This is a genomic window from Ligilactobacillus hohenheimensis, from assembly GCF_947381805.1.
Lineage (GTDB): Bacteria > Bacillota > Bacilli > Lactobacillales > Lactobacillaceae > Ligilactobacillus > Ligilactobacillus hohenheimensis.
Genome location: NZ_CANCXC010000004.1, coordinates 1 through 15041 on the forward strand (window position 1 = coordinate 1; position 15041 = coordinate 15041).

A 15041-nucleotide genomic window follows, 5' to 3' on the forward strand; every position below is an offset into this window, starting at 1 on the left:
CGAACACAGCAGTTAAGCTTCAGCGCGCCGAGAGTAGTTGGGGGACCGCCCCCTGTGAGGGTAGGACGTCGCCGTGCAATGGAAAAGAGGAGTTCCAATGATGGAACTCCTCTTTTTGTTTGTTATTGTTTCTGAATAAACGCTAACCATGCCGGAAGTGCTGCGCTTAAATCATTATATGTTGCATTAAAGTTGTGTGTATACCACGGATCAGCAATTGGTTGGCCCTTTTTATCTGGTAAAACATCATTAATTCCGTATATTTTAGCCGCTGTTCCCTGAGGAGCCATTGCCCGAAGATCCCGCAGATTCATAGCATCCATGCCAATAATGTAATCGTTGTTAACAAAATCTTGGGTGGTAATTTGGCGTGAAACCAATCCGGTTGCTGGAATATGGTGGGTCGCTAAAATCTGTTGGGTTCCCTCGTGGGGTTGGCTTCCAACCTGAGCACTTGTTCCGGCTGAATCAACCGTAATTTGGGACGTCAGGTGAGTTTGGGCTACAAGATCGCGCATCATCGCCTCTGCCATGGGTGAGCGACAAATATTCCCCAAGCATACAAATAGGACGTTTGTCATCATTCTCTCCCCTTTCTTGTTTAATACTAGAATACGGAAAGTTACGCGATTTGACAACGATTTATGATTATCCGGGTACACAGTAATCATGCGGCAATGATTTTAATTTTTTCGATGATAATCATATAATGAAAATAAAGTGAAGGAGAAAGAAGCGACGGTCCAATGGAAAGTGTAAGGGAAGTTCTTCGGCCAGCATTTCAGACGAAGAACTTCATTTTAATTGCGAAGAGTGCGGTAGTCGGAGCGATTACGGGATTAATCGTTAGTATCTTTCGGTTAATCATCGATCATACGATGAAGTGGTTGTACCTGATTTACCCGTACATGTTTCATCATCCGGTAACCATTATCGGGTACGTAATTGCAACGCTTATTCTAGCGTTAGTCCTGGGGTTTATTATCCGGCCGCAGTTACGCAACATTACGGGTTCCGGGGTTCCGCAAACAGAAGCCATCCTTGACGGCACGCTTGAAATTAAGTGGTGGCCCGTCCTTTGGCGGAAATTTGTCGGGGGGCTGATGGCGATTTGTCCGGGGCTGTTTCTTGGCCGGGAAGGTCCGTGTATTCAAATGGGAGCGTGCGTCGCTCAGGGAGTGGCGGACGACCTGTTTCCGAGTACCAAGCAAGAGCGGAATACGTTGATTGCTAGCGGGGTTGCTGCGGGGCTGTCCGCGGCGTTCAGTGCGCCGCTTGCCGGGGCGTTATTCCTAATTGAAGAAATTACCCAGGATTTTTCAACCGTCGTGTGGTTAGCGGCCCTGACTGCTGCGATTGTTTCTGACATGGTAACGCTCATCTTCTTTGGGTTAACGCCGAGCTTACACCTGATTTATGATTTTAGCGTGCCGTTAGCGCAGTACTGGCAGTTAATTCTGTTGGGGCTAATTCTTGGGTTCTTTGCCTTTCTCTACCAGTGGGTGATTTTAAGTTTACCTCACTGGTACGGCAAACTAAAGATTATTCCGCGGGCCTGGCACTGTGTCGTGCCGCTTTTACTGGTCATTCCGTTAGGGTTGTTCTACTGCAAAATGCTGGGAGGAAGTCATAACTTTATCCTTGATATTACCAGTCCCCACTTCAGTGCGTACATTATGGACAGGATGTCCGGGGTTGGAATTTTACTACTCCTGTTGATTATCCGGTTTGTCTTTTCGATGGTCTCGTACGGTGCGTCGGTTCCAGGGGGGATTTTCATGCCGATTTTGGTTCTCGGGGCAACGGCTGGTGGCTTATATGCGAGCGTGATGGTTCACATGGGATTGCTTGCTTCCGGGTACTTCCTCAACATCGTCATCTACGCGATGGCGGCCTACTTCGGTGCAATTGAAAAGGCGCCGTTTACCGCGGTAGTGCTTATTTCTGAGATGGTCGGGAGTATTAAACACATGATGCCGTTGATTGTGGTTACGCTGGTGGCATACCTGGTGAACGATTGGCTGGGAGGCCGGCCGATTTACACTGCTTTGCGGGAGTTAAATGGATTTTAGAACCATAAAGTACGGGTCCTTTATGTCCCCGTTCTTTTGAGAGATATAAAACAAGCGAGTTAAGGAAAGCTGGTTCCTTAGCTCGCTTATTGTTTGCTGTGAGTTAATTGGCAAGGTTCCCCGCCCGAAACGTCACCGGAAGAATACACGGTGATTCAGTGACGGGCTTATCCGGCGTTTCAATCCGTTGCTTGAGGAAGTTGACAAGCACCGCGGCAATGTCTCGTGTTGGCTGGACAACCGTCGGCAATTCCGGGCAGTAGTTCTGAATTAGCTTGGTGCCGTCAAAGCCGCTTACCCGCAAATCAGTTGGAACGTTAATGTGCAGTTCTTGCGCCGTTTGGAGGACTAAAAGGGCGGTGAGGTCGTCCGTGCACACCACCGCGTCAGGATGGTGGTTAGTCAGCATGTCCTTAATGGTAATTTTTTTGACCGCGGGCGAATCATCAAACCGGACCGGACAGATATGGGGCTGAAGTCCAAGGCTGTGCACCGTATCCTGGTATCCCCGGAGCCGTTGAATGGTCGGGTTGGCCTCATCATGGGGATTTCCCAGGAAATAAATATGCCGGGCACCAGTCCGGTACATGGCCCGGGCCGCGTGCACCATTCCCTGGTAGTTATCGGACGACACGATTGGGATGTGGGGCGCCAACTGGCGGTCAAACGAAACGATTGGCAGGCCCGTTCGCTGGTATTCACCAATGCCGAGATTATGGGCACCGGCGATTACGCCATCCACCTGGTTGGCAATCAACATGCGCAGGTAGGCGCGCTCCTTTTCCTTGTTTGTCACACTGTTACACAGGATCATTTTGTAGTTATTGCGCAGCAGTTCGTTTTCAATTTCCTCGACCAGCTCGGCGAAAAACGGGTTTGTAATCGACGGAACGATGACGCCAATTAAGTGGGTTCGTTTCCCCTGAAGTGAGCGGGCCAGGGAGTTGGGCTGGTAGTTAAGTTTTTTCATTGCAGCGTGAACCGCGTTAATCGTCTTTTCGCTCAGGTAACCGTAGTGGTTGATTACCCGGGAAACGGTCGTCACCGAGCACTGTGCTTCCCGGGCAACGTCTTTCAATGTTGGACGGTGCATGTTTCATTCCCCCTAAATAAGTTGGTTGTTTGGCTAACCGTTATAGGGCAAGCGGCCAGTATTCCCCGTCAAAGTGGCCGTTACCAGTAAGAGTGACCGTTGTGGCAGCTTGCTCCTGGAAGAAGCGGAAGGTCATAACGTGCCGCCCCCCATTAATAAAGATTTCCCCCAGTGAAGCATCAATAAAGATGTCGAGGTCAAGGGGGGCGGTTGCTGGGAGGGCGATTGACCGGGTCGTTCCGTATTCCGGGTTGACCGCCTTTCCCGCCTGACCACGGTCAAGGGTTAGCTTTCCGGTGGTGGTATCAAAGCGAAGTTGAATAGCGTGGGTGCAATCCGCATTGCCAGCAAGGAAGACGGTTCCCTGGGTTGAACTCTTAAAGTGCAGGTGCAACTCGTAGTGGTTACCGGCATCCGCAATTAGTGGGGTAATTTCCCGGGAAATTGCGCCGTTAAGTGCTTGCTTGGTTCCCCGAAGGTCCTTCATTGCAGTCACTGGCTGTTGAATTAACTCTCCAGTAGGCGTTACGTGGAGTTCTTTGACTTGGCTAAGGCAGTTTGCCCAACCTTCTTCGTCCGTGGGGTAGGTACAATCGGGAAGTCCCACCCAGCTAATCATGTATATGTTGCCGTCCGGGGCGTTAAATGCCTGGGAGGCGTACACGTCAAACCCATCGTCAAGGTTGGTCGGCGTGGTGGCGTTGGTGATCGCCGGGGTGGTGAGATCACAGTCATCACCAATGAGGTACATGTTCGGGTAAATGTTGGCGTAGTGCTGCACTTCCTGGGCAAGTCCCTGTGGACAGAAGATAAGAACCGGGCGTCCGTCAACCCACACAAGGTTCGGACATTCGATCATGTAGCCCATGTCGTCCTTACTAAACTGAAGGTAACCCTGGTCGTGCCATTCGTGCAGGTCGGAGGATGAGTAGACCGCTACTTGTCCGGTCAGGGTTTGCTTATCCTGGGCCCCGATGATGGCGTAGTAGGTATCGCCCCGTTTAATTAGCTGGGGATCCCGGAAATGTTCGGTGACGTGGTCAGGAGGGGTAATTAGCGGGGCCGGCAGCTTGGTGATTGTTCCGTCCGGAGCCATCATGGCGCCTAATTGGTATGGGGTCCGGACCCAGTTTTCGTCCCGGTGATTGCCCGTGTACATCAGCATCAGCTGGTTATCAACAACCATCGCTGAACCAGAATACGCCCCGTGGCTATCATACGGAGTATCAGGCGCAAGGGCGAGTCCCTGGTTTTCCCAGTGCACAAGGTCTGACGACGTGAGGTGCATCCATGACTTTAACCCGTGAACCGGACCGAAGGGATACGACTGGTAAAAGACGTGCCACTCCCCGTTAAAATATGAAAACCCGTTGGGATCATTTAGCAGTCCCGACTGGGGATGAATGTGATAGTGCAGCTGGTACTGTGACCGGGCTGCTTGTGCCTGCAGTTGAAGTAGTGTTTGAGCATCCCAGTCAGCATATGGTAAATACCGCTGTTCGCGCGTCCATTCCATTAGTAGTCCTCCTTGAAAACGTTATCTATTGCTATTCTAGCGGGCGGTGATTTTTATGTCAAACGCATATCATGTTATCGTTTCATAGTTAAAAAAGAAGGATAAAGACGGCATTTTTTCTGATAAACGTTTGACAGACGGAGAAAAAGCTGGATAATAGAGTTTGGAAGTTATAAAAACGTTTCCATTGCAATTATCATTTACGGTAAAGGAGTGTTTACCATGGATCACAAGAAGGTCGCTGCCGACGTCGTTAAAGCGGTCGGCGAAGACAACATTGTTGCCGCTGCCCACTGTGCAACACGGCTGCGGTTGGTCTTAAAGGACGAATCTAAGGTTGATCAAGCAGCTTTGGATAATAACGATGGGGTCAAGGGAACGTTCAGTACGAACGGGCAGTTCCAGATTATTATTGGCCCTGGTGACGTTAATAACGTTTACGACGAAATGGTTAAGCAGACGGGGGTTCAGCAGGCTTCGACTGATGACCTGAAGCAGATTGCTGCGAAGGGGAAGCACGTTAACCCAATCATGGCGTTTGTTAAGCTGTTATCCGACATCTTTGTTCCGCTGATTCCAGCCCTGGTTGCCGGCGGGCTTATGATGGCGTTAAACAACTTCATTACGTCAAAGGGACTCTTTGGCCCTCAGGCCGTTGTTACGATGGTGCCGTGGCTCAAGCCAATCTCAAACATGATTCAGGTTATGTCGTCCGCACCGTTCATCTTCTTACCAATTCTGGTTGGTTTTTCTGCTGCTAAGCGGTTTGGCGCTAACCGATTCCTCGGTGGGATGATCGGGATGATGATGACGTCCCCGAGTTTGATTGCGGGCCACTCATGGGTGCTATTTGGGATGCACGTTTCCCAGACACCGTACACGTACCAGGTTATCCCGGTATTGGCGGCCGTATGGGTCCTGTCCATTCTGGAGAAGTTCTTCCACAAGCACTTACCAGAAGCCGTGGACTTTACGTTCACCCCGTTACTGTCCGTGATCATTACCGGCTTCCTGACGTTTGTCCTGATTGGGCCGGTTATGCGGGCCGTTTCTGAGTACCTGACAGACTTTATTGTTTGGCTGTACCACATGACTGGTGCTATCGGAATGGGAATCTTTGGGGCCTGCTACTCACCGATTGTGCTGACTGGGCTGCACCAGAGTTTCCCGGCCATCGAAACCCAGTTAATTACCGCCTTACAGCACGGTAAGGGGGTTGGGGACTTCATCTTTATCGTTGCTTCCATGGCCAACGTTGCTCAGGGGGCCGCAACCTTCGCCATCTGGCGGTTAACTAAGGACAGCAAGATGAAGAGTTTGACCTCATCAGCCGGTGTTTCAGCACTGCTGGGAATTACGGAACCGGCCATCTTCGGGGTTAACCTGAAGTTCAAGTTCCCGTTCTTCTGTGCTTTAGTTGGTTCGTGTGTGGCATCATTTGTTGCTGGGCTATGCAAGTTAGGGGCCGCTTCCCTCGGTTCCGCCGGGTTCTTAGGGTTCTTATCAATCCACATTGCTTCCCGGTTGACGCTGCCGTTCTACGTTGGGTGTGAATTACTGAGTTTCGTCGTCGCCTTCATCATCACCTTTGTGTACGGGAAGAAGCACATCGACCAGGTTAACCCGGCCAGTGCAATGGTTCAGGAAAGTGCCACGGCCGTTTCTGCCGACGAAGCCGCTGCGGTTGATGCCAAGGCAGAACAGGTTGCTAAGGAAGAATTAAGTCTAAACGACGAAATCATTGCTTCCCCGGTTACCGGCCAGTCAAAGAGTTTAACTGATGTAAATGACGAGGTCTTCTCCACGTTAATGATGGGGAACGGGGCTGCTGTTGTTCCGAGTGACGGAACAATCTACGCGCCAGTCGACGGTGAAATTACGATTGCATACGAAACGAAGCATGCTTACGGATTGAAGTCCGATAACGGTGCTGAAGTATTAATCCACATTGGGATCGATACCGTTAACCTGAAGGGTGCCCCGTTTGAATCATTTGTTAAGCAGGGCCAGCACGTTAAGAAGGGTGACAAGCTGGGGACGGTTGACATCCAGCAGGTAAAGGATGCCGGCCTTGACCCGACAGTCATGGTGGTTATTACTAACACGGCGAACTACGCCGCCGTTGACCGGATTACCGAATCAAAGGTGGAACACGGCGACCAATTAATTGCTGTTACGGTTAAGGAATAACCGTGCTTCTCTCATAAACTAAAGACAAGTAAAAATCCGGAGAACCAGTTTGGTTCCTCGGATTTTGTTTATCCTGAATCTTTGCATTAAGACTACTGTTCGTCTTCGTAGACGTAGTTGCGCGTCATTGGAAGACCAGCGCCACTTGGGCCCTTAGTCAACAGGTACTGCATGACATCCACGTTTCCCACCTGGAAAACAGCCGCACAGGCCTGGAGGTAGAGGTCCCACATCCGGGCGAACCGTTCGTCAAACATCTGCTCAACTTCTTGGCGGTGAGCGTTAAAGTTCTTGTCCCAAATTTCCAGTGTTTTCTGGTAATGCCGCCGGAGACTCTCAAGGTCAGCAATCTGCAGGTTGGCGTTGGCGATGTGATCAATGTTTTCAACGACTCCCGGAATGTAACCGCCCGGGAAGATGTACTTATTAAGCCAGGCATTGTACGCCCCGCCCTGTTGCCGGGTAATTCCGTGAATGAGGGCCGTTCCCCCGTCCTTGAGAAACTGGTTAACCAGCTGGAAGTATTCTGCCAGGTTTTCCTTCCCGACGTGTTCAAACATCCCAACACTTACCACGTAGTCAAATGGGGCGTGCTTCAGCTTCCGGTAGTCTTCGAGGAAGATTTCCGCCTGGCCTTCGAGCCCCTGATCCTTAATTTGCTGTTGAACGTAGCGGTACTGTTCTTCACTAAGGGTGATCCCCGTAACCTTCATGCCGTACTTCTTAGCAGCTGTAAGCATCAGTGTTCCCCAGCCACACCCAATATCAAGGAGTGATTCACCCTGCTTAGGGTGGAGCTTGTGGAGAATGTGCATGACCTTATTCATTTGGGCCTGCTCGAGGGTATCGTCGGGGTGTTCAAAGTAGGCACACGAGTACGTCATCGTTGGGTCAAGCCACATCTTATAAAAGTCATTCCCGATGTCGTAGTGGGCGGCAATGTCCTTTTTGTTGTCCTTAACCGAGTGGGTCTGCTTCTTGGGCAGGAGGTTCTTGATCTTTGAGTTGTTCATGAAACTGCCCGCTGATTCATAAGCGGAAACCAGTAACCGTTGAAGGGAACCATCAACGTCAACGGTTTTGTCCATGTAGGCTTCACCTAGGCAGAGCGAAGCGTTCTTGATGAGGTCAGGAATTGAGATCTTGCCGTTAAAGGTGATGGTCGCCTCGGGTGTCCCATCACCGCCGTACTGTTCCGTTTTTCCATCGGCAAATTTCACCTTCACCGGATAGTTAAACGAGTGTTTCAGTACTTCCTTGAAAAACAAATCATTCATCATGTGAAAGACCTCCTTGGAATTGATGAAGTGTTTTCCAAACTAATTGTAACGCTTTTGCTAACTGTTGGTAAGTAATTGCGGTACGCAATGGTTGTCATAAAATTATTTCACATTTTTGGTAGTTTACACTTGTCATATACTACAAAAGTGGTATACTGAGAAACGTAAGGAAGTGATGGCGATGAAGATCGACATCAAGGCATATCTCGGTGCAAACCAATTAACGATTTACCGGGTGTCGAAGGAATCAGGCTACGGCTACACGACCTTGCACAAGTCGTTCAATAAGCAGCAGTCCAGTGCAACGTCGCTGAATCTTCGGGATCTCGATGCACTTGCTCAGGCGCAGCATAAGCGGATGTGGGAAGTGCTCCGGGAGCTTGAGGAGCACTACTTACGGGACGACGATGAAGGGTAAGCGTAGTTGGAAGTCCGTTGGCGTGCACGAGCAGGTTGATGGACTTTCGCCGTTAAACGAGTACCGTAAGAATTAGAGGATGTAATAAGGAGGAATGTGTTATGGCTAAGATTCCAGTAGATCCATTTGACGATGACATGAACAGTATTTTTAACCAGTTAATGGGCGGGATGAACGGAATGAATTCGGAACGGCATTACCTGGTAAACGGGCGCGAGTTAACTCCGGAACAATTCGCAGAGTACCGGAAGACCGGTAAGCTGCCGGACGGAGTTGCGCCGCAGCAGGCCGCTAAGCGCGGGCAGGCAAATGGCAAGGATTCAATCCTGAACAAGCTTGGCCGTAACCTAACGGAAGAAGCCCGGCAGGGGAACCTTGACCCGGTGATTGGCCGGAACAAGGAAATCCAGGAGACGAGTGAAATTCTTTCCCGGCGGACGAAGAACAATCCAGTGTTGGTTGGTGACGCCGGGGTCGGGAAGACGGCCGTGGTTGAGGGATTGGCCCAGGCGATTGTTGCTGGGGACGTTCCGGCGGCCATTAAGAACAAGGAAATTATCAGCGTTGATATTTCTGGCCTGGAAGCAGGAACCCAGTTCCGGGGAGCGTTTGAAGAAAACGTTCAGCGGTTAATTGATGAAGTAAAGAAGCGGGGCAATGTAATCCTCTTCTTAGACGAAATCCACCAAATTCTTGGTGCCGGGAGTACCGGCGACGGGAACGGTTCAAAGGGTCTGGCCGATATCTTAAAGCCGGCATTATCCCGGGGTGAAGTCACCGTCATCGGGGCAACGACCCAGGATGAGTACCGGAACACCATTATGAAGGATGCGGCCCTTGCACGGCGGTTTAACGCGGTGACGGTCAACGCACCGAGCGCAGCGGACACGTTTAAGATTCTGCAGGGAATTCGGAAGCTGTACGAGAAGCACCACAACGTTGAATTGCCGGATGATGTTTTGAAGGCAGCGGTTGATTACTCCATCCAGTACATTCCGCAGCGGAGTTTACCGGACAAGGCGATTGACCTGCTTGACATGACGGCGGCGCACCTTGCAGCGCAGAATCCGGTTGCCGACGTAAAGGAACTGGAAGGCCAGATTAAGGAACTGGCTAAGAAGCAGAAGGATGCGGCCGCCAAAGAAGACTACGAGGAAGCCATGAAGGATAAGCAGCAGATCAAGGAACTGCAGTCCCAGATTGACCAGCATTCGGAGGACAAGAAGACGACGGCGACGGTCAACGATGTCGCAGAAGCCGTTGAGCGGTTGACCGGGATTCCGGTTTCCCAGATGGGCGCAAGTGATATTGAACGCCTGCGGGGCATCGGCGACCGGTTGAAGGGCAAGGTAATTGGTCAGGACGAAGCGGTCGATGCGGTTGCCCGCGCAATTCGGCGGAACCGGGCTGGGTTCGATGAAGGAAACCGGCCGATTGGGAGCTTCCTGTTTGTTGGCCCAACGGGAGTCGGAAAGACGGAACTGGCTAAGCAGTTGGCACTGGATATGTTTGGTAACAAGGATGCGATTATCCGGTTGGACATGTCCGAATACTCTGACCGGACGGCGGTTTCTAAGTTAATCGGGACGACGGCTGGATACGTCGGGTACGACGATAACGGCAACACGTTAACCGAAAAGGTTCGGCGGAATCCGTATTCAATTGTCCTGCTGGACGAAATTGAAAAGGCTGATCCGCAGGTAATCACGCTGCTCCTGCAGGTACTGGATGATGGTCGCTTGACGGATGGTCAGGGGAACACCGTGGACTTCAAGAACACGGTCATTATCGCAACGTCAAACGCCGGGTTTGGAAACGAAGAGCTGACGGGTGACAAGAAGAAGGATATTGACCTGATGAAGCGGTTAGCGCCGTACTTCCGGCCAGAATTCCTGAACCGGTTTAACGCCATCGTTGAGTTCTCCCACCTGACGAAGGACGACCTCAAGCAGATCGTTGATCTCATGTTGGCGGACGTCAACACGACGTTAGCGAAGAAGCACCTGGACCTGACCGTTAGCGATGATGCCAAGGACTACCTGATTGAGCAGGGGTACGACGAAGCGATGGGTGCACGGCCGCTGCGGCGGGTAATCGAGCAGCAGATCCGGGACAAGGTAACGGACTACTACCTGGATCACCTGGACGTTCAGCACCTTGAAGCGGTGATAGAAGATGGTCAGCTGGTTATTAAGGAACGGCAGGCTAAGGCAGAAGAGGATAAGGACGAAGAAGAGAAAAAGGATGATGATAAGGACTAAGTTTGGCGGAAACGTCAAATAAAAGAAGGGCGAAGTTAGCGGGAATTCCGTTAGCTTCGCCCTTTTGTTATGCCTTATTCAGGGTTATCGTATTATACAAACACCGGGGCAACGTCCTCAAATAGCGTTGTCCCGGTGTTCATGTTTAAGATTAGTTGTTTATGAAGTTGTTATCGGATTACCGTACGTGAACGGCGAATGATGGTTCAAAGCCTTGCATACTTTGGATTGAAACGGACATCCCCGGTTCTGGAGCAGCAATGAACTTGCCGTTTCCAACGTAAATCCCAACGTGGTATGTTGCACCCTTCGAGCCCCAGAAGAGCAGGTCGCCTGGCTGTGCTTGGCTAACTGAAATCTGTGTCCCGGCATTTTCCTGCTGGGTGGTTACCCGGCCGATGTGAATGCCTTCGTGGGCGTAAACATACTGCGTGAAGCCTGAGCAGTCAAACCCAGCCGGCGTTATTCCACCCCATACATACGGTGTTCCGATGAAGGATTCAGCGTATGAAACGATGGAATTGTAGTTTGCCTGTGCCTGGTTAACCTGCTGTTGGTCCCGTTGAACCTGTTGCTGAGCCTGCTGGATGGCAGCAGAATGAGCAGCGGCATTAGCGTTGTTGTTCTGCTGTGTTTGTGCAGGAGCCTGAGCAACAGCGGCTGGCTTAACCTGCTGTTGTTGCTGAGCCTGTTGTGCTGTTGATGATTGCTGTGATTGCTGAGCAGGAGCGGATGACTGCTGAGCCTGGCTTTGCTGTGAACCGTTGTTAGGAGTAACAGCAGCATGTTGTAATGCAGCTAAATGTTGTTCATCCTGGTTTAACTGACCTTTCTTGTTAGTCAGATCTTGCTTGGCTGAGTTAACCTGAGCCTGAACGTTAGCCGGAACAGTGCGCTGTTGAACCTGCTGCGGTTGGGCTTGCTGCTGTGGCTGAGCGGCCTTTTGCGCTGCAACGGCGTTAGCTAACTGTTGAGCCTGGTTATTGTTAACCGCTGGCTGCTGGTTAGCAACCGGCTGCTGTGCTGTTTCCTGCTGAGCAGGAGCAGCGACAACAACGGCGTGACCGTAAACCTTCAGGATTTGTCCTGGGTGGATTAACGTGTCGTTAGCCGGAATGTTGTTCAACTTTTGTAACTGACTAACAGTCATGCCGAACTTCTGGGAAATAGCCCAAAGAGAATCTCCCGCCTGAACGGCGTAGTTTTGAACGTTGTTTTCATTAGCGTCCTTTGTTGGGATTTTTAGGTTCTGTCCCTGGTAAATCAACCCAGTCTGCTTGTTAATGTTGTTTAACTGTTCGATTGATTGGATTGAAACGCCGTACTTCTGGGCAAGGCCAGAAACCGTATCGTTAGCAACAACCTTATGGATTGTATCGGCATTAGCCGTTGCGGTTGTAACAAACATTGCACCTGCAACCCCAACGGTTCCAGCTAATAATGTCTTTGTTGTTTTTTTCAAGAAATTCACTCCTAAGAAATTAATGACGTAATTTAGTAAATACCCTTTTCCTGTTATCTACGTCCCATGATACACGCTGTGCATTGCAGGAACATTGTCAGAATGTTACAAGAACGTAACTTAAACGGCGAAAAACACCGCATAAACACATTCAGTCTATCATACATAGCTCAAAGAGTAAAACTACGGTGCTTATTTAGCGGTATTTCTGAACGATAAACCGCTGGAAAGCAGTTAGGATTGGCGAGCGTTGGTGATCGGAGTTAATGCAGATGGCCGTCGTGAACTGCATGCTGCTGGCGGGGATATATGGGGGGTGTACGGAGATTTCTGCTAAACGTTTAACAGAAATCTTTTCTTTTACAAAATAATCGACTAGAATGGTAAAGAAAGCGATTTATTTAGGCGAAAGGAACGATGCAGGATGGCAGTTAAATACGGTGCGATTGAAGCCGGCGGCACGAAGTTTGTGTGTGCCGTTGGGACGGCGGATGAGAACAACCACGTAACGGTCGAGAAACGGGTTAAAATTCCGACGACTGTTCCGGAAGAAACGATGGCGGACGTGTTTGCCTTCTTTAAAGAGAATCCGGTTGATGCGATTGGAATCGCGTCATTTGGCCCGATTGATATTAACGAGTCGTCAGCGACGTACGGGTACATCACGACAACCCCGAAACCAGGATGGGCCAACTATGACTTTCTCGGCGAAATGAAGAAGCGGTTTGCCGTTCCGTACGGTTGGACAACGGACGTTAACGGCGCAGCCTACGGTGAATTGAAGTGTGGGGCAGCCAAGGGTCTGACGAGTTGCCTGTACCTTACCGTTGGGACCGGTGTCGGTGGTGGCGCCGTGGTAAACGGAAAGATTCTTGAGGGGTACGGCCACCCGGAAATGGGCCACATTATCATGCGGCGGCATCCGGATGACCACTACGAGGGTCATTGCCCGTATCACCACGACTGCCTGGAAGGCCTTACTGCGGGCCCGGCCGTTGAAGCCCGGCAGGGAGGCGTGAAGGCGTACGATATTCCGGAAGACGACCACGCATGGGACATTGAGGCGTACTACCTGGCTCAAGCTTGCGTTGACTTTACGACGATCTTATCGCCGGAAATGATTATCTTTGGCGGGGGCGTTTCCCACCAGGAACACCTTTTCCCGAAGATTCGCGAGTCCTTCGCAGAGCAGTTGAATAACTACCTGAAGACACCGGATCTGGACAAGTACATCGTCCACTGTGCATTGGGCGATGATGCCGGGATTACTGGATGCCTGTTGTTGGCACGCGATGCAATGAACGAAGCATAGTTTAAAACAGTTATATATAAAAAGGCGGGTGATGAGCCCGTCTTTTTGTGTATTTAGACTTGTAAGGTGATTTGGTACATTATCAATCCCACCCGTCGTTAGGGTCAACAACGGGCGGTTTATCAGCCGCATTTCCGCGTGTCTCGCGGTCGCTTAAAAGGGTGGGGTTAGGGTTACTGATCCGTTGTTGAATCGCATAGTTTGCTAGTTGTTCGTTGAGATGACGGTTTTCCTTAACCATGTGTTCGTATTCTTCAACCGGCATAATTACGGCTTCCGGTTTGCTTTGGTTGAGAACGTACACGCCGGTTTCGAGTTCAGTCGCCTCGTCGATAATTTTACGAGGTGATTTTTTGAGTTCACTAATCGTAGTTAGCGGTGCGTCAAGCGTTTGAAGCATGTAAATCCCTCCTTAGTAAATTTCTTGGGCACAATGGTTGTACCATGAATTGTACGCAAAATGGTACTAAAATAGCGCAAAAAAATAGTTAGGCTCACACAGAACCTAACCATTTTTCTTATTCGTTAAAGTTGCCCGTCTCAACGTCGCTCAGGAACTTCTTGAGGTGGGCGAAGTAAACCGGCGCATTGTCAATCATGTGGTGGTGACCCCCACCCGGCGTAGTTTCTAGCCGGGCATGCGGAATGTCCCGTGCCATCCGCTTAGCCGTCGTCAGCGGCATTGTTTCGTGCTCCCCGAATGTCAGCAGGGTCGGCATCGTGATCCGGCTGAGCTGATCCCGGATGTCCCACAGCTTCAGCTTACCGGTAATGACGAATTCGTTGTTCCCTTGGAAAGCGTTGTACACCGGCGTTGCCATCGTTGAAATCAGGTGCCGGATGGCTTCCGGTTGCTTCCGGTCAACGTACTCGCGGTTAAGGACGTCAACGTATCCCTGGTACCGGGCGTTGTCCAGGTCGTCCTTCTCTTCGCATTCCTTCATGTAAGCGACTGCTTCTGGGGTAAGCGTCTTTTCCCGCAGTTCGTTGATGTGGGTGACGTACTCGTCAATGTTATCAACCATGCTGGAAACGATTAACCCCTTCAGGTGCTGCCCGTACTTCAGGGCGTACATCATGGCAAGCGCTCCGCCCCATGACTGGCCAATCAGGTAGAAGTTATCCAACCCGAGCTTTGTCCGGACTTCTTCTAGTTCTTCCAGGTAGTAGTCGTAGGTGAGGTACTTGTCGGCGATTGCCGGGTCAGAGTAGTCCGGCTGGTCAGAGTACCATGATCCCAGCTGGTCGTACATGGTAACCTGAACGCCTAGATCGGCAAGCTGTTCGCCGAAGTTTTCCCAGTATTCGTGGTTGCCACCAGGGCCTCCGTGGAGGCACAGTAACTTGATGTCGCCGTGGCCCTGGGTGTTGGTCCAGATGTGGTAGCCGTTATCGAGGGTAACAATTGTTGTTCCTTGACGCATAAAGTCCACTCCT

The 15041-nt window shown here is 50.7% G+C and carries 12 protein-coding genes; 5 read left to right on the top strand and 7 right to left on the bottom strand.

Translation table 11 applies throughout. From position 1 onward, the window contains the following. Positions 1 to 122 precede the first annotated feature (122 nt). Positions 123 to 581, bottom strand: coding sequence for a low molecular weight protein-tyrosine-phosphatase (locus tag QOR60_RS05620; RefSeq protein ID WP_283582392.1), 459 nt, complete (start codon positions 579 to 581; stop codon positions 123 to 125). A gap of 165 nt (positions 582 to 746) precedes the next feature. On the opposite strand from QOR60_RS05620, the gene QOR60_RS05625 reads away from it, so the two are divergent. Beyond that, a complete protein-coding gene (locus QOR60_RS05625; RefSeq protein ID WP_283582393.1) occupies positions 747 to 2072 on the top strand; it encodes a ClC family H(+)/Cl(-) exchange transporter in 1326 nt (441 codons plus the stop codon). A gap of 103 nt (positions 2073 to 2175) precedes the next feature. Here QOR60_RS05625 and QOR60_RS05630 read toward each other — a convergent pair whose 3' ends face one another. Together QOR60_RS05630 and QOR60_RS05635 are read right to left on the bottom strand one after the other, a co-directional pair. Next, positions 2176 to 3165, bottom strand: coding sequence for a LacI family DNA-binding transcriptional regulator (locus QOR60_RS05630; RefSeq protein WP_283582394.1), 990 nt, complete (start codon positions 3163 to 3165; stop codon positions 2176 to 2178). Between the two features lie 40 nt (positions 3166 to 3205). Next, entirely contained in the window at positions 3206 to 4681 is a 1476-nt protein-coding gene (locus tag QOR60_RS05635; protein WP_283582395.1) for a sucrose-6-phosphate hydrolase, read from the bottom strand. Between the two features lie 222 nt (positions 4682 to 4903). On the opposite strand from QOR60_RS05635, the gene QOR60_RS05640 reads away from it, so the two are divergent. Beyond that, positions 4904 to 6871, top strand: a complete 1968-nt coding sequence (locus QOR60_RS05640) for a sucrose-specific PTS transporter subunit IIBC (protein WP_283582396.1) — start codon at positions 4904 to 4906, stop codon at positions 6869 to 6871. Between the two features lie 92 nt (positions 6872 to 6963). Here QOR60_RS05640 and QOR60_RS05645 read toward each other — a convergent pair whose 3' ends face one another. Further along, positions 6964 to 8151, bottom strand: coding sequence for an SAM-dependent methyltransferase (locus QOR60_RS05645; protein ID WP_283582397.1), 1188 nt, complete (start codon positions 8149 to 8151; stop codon positions 6964 to 6966). Positions 8152 to 8332: 181 nt separating this feature from the next. On the opposite strand from QOR60_RS05645, the gene QOR60_RS05650 reads away from it, so the two are divergent. Both QOR60_RS05650 and QOR60_RS05655 read left to right on the top strand, forming a co-directional pair. Beyond that, positions 8333 to 8569 (top strand): transcriptional regulator, encoded by a 237-nt coding sequence (locus QOR60_RS05650; RefSeq protein ID WP_283582398.1) that lies wholly within the window; start codon positions 8333 to 8335, stop codon positions 8567 to 8569. 101 nt (positions 8570 to 8670) lie between these two features. Further along, on the top strand, positions 8671 to 10830 hold the full coding sequence (locus tag QOR60_RS05655; RefSeq protein ID WP_283582399.1) for an ATP-dependent Clp protease ATP-binding subunit: 2160 nt from the start codon (positions 8671 to 8673) through the stop codon (positions 10828 to 10830). Between the two features lie 178 nt (positions 10831 to 11008). On the opposite strand, the gene QOR60_RS05660 is transcribed toward QOR60_RS05655, so the two are convergent. Then, on the bottom strand, positions 11009 to 12292 hold the full coding sequence (locus tag QOR60_RS05660; RefSeq protein WP_283582400.1) for a C40 family peptidase: 1284 nt from the start codon (positions 12290 to 12292) through the stop codon (positions 11009 to 11011). Positions 12293 to 12716: 424 nt separating this feature from the next. Here QOR60_RS05660 and QOR60_RS05665 point away from each other — a divergent pair, with 424 nt between their 5' ends. Further along, complete coding sequence (locus QOR60_RS05665) at positions 12717 to 13604, top strand: ROK family protein (RefSeq protein WP_283582401.1); 888 nt, start codon at positions 12717 to 12719, stop codon at positions 13602 to 13604. Positions 13605 to 13686: 82 nt separating this feature from the next. Here QOR60_RS05665 and QOR60_RS05670 read toward each other — a convergent pair whose 3' ends face one another. Together QOR60_RS05670 and QOR60_RS05675 are read right to left on the bottom strand one after the other, a co-directional pair. After that, entirely contained in the window at positions 13687 to 14004 is a 318-nt protein-coding gene (locus tag QOR60_RS05670) for a type II toxin-antitoxin system Phd/YefM family antitoxin (protein ID WP_283582402.1), read from the bottom strand. Between the two features lie 118 nt (positions 14005 to 14122). Beyond that, positions 14123 to 15028, bottom strand: a complete 906-nt coding sequence (locus QOR60_RS05675; protein WP_283582403.1) for a proline-specific peptidase family protein — start codon at positions 15026 to 15028, stop codon at positions 14123 to 14125. Positions 15029 to 15041: the final 13 nt, after the last annotated feature.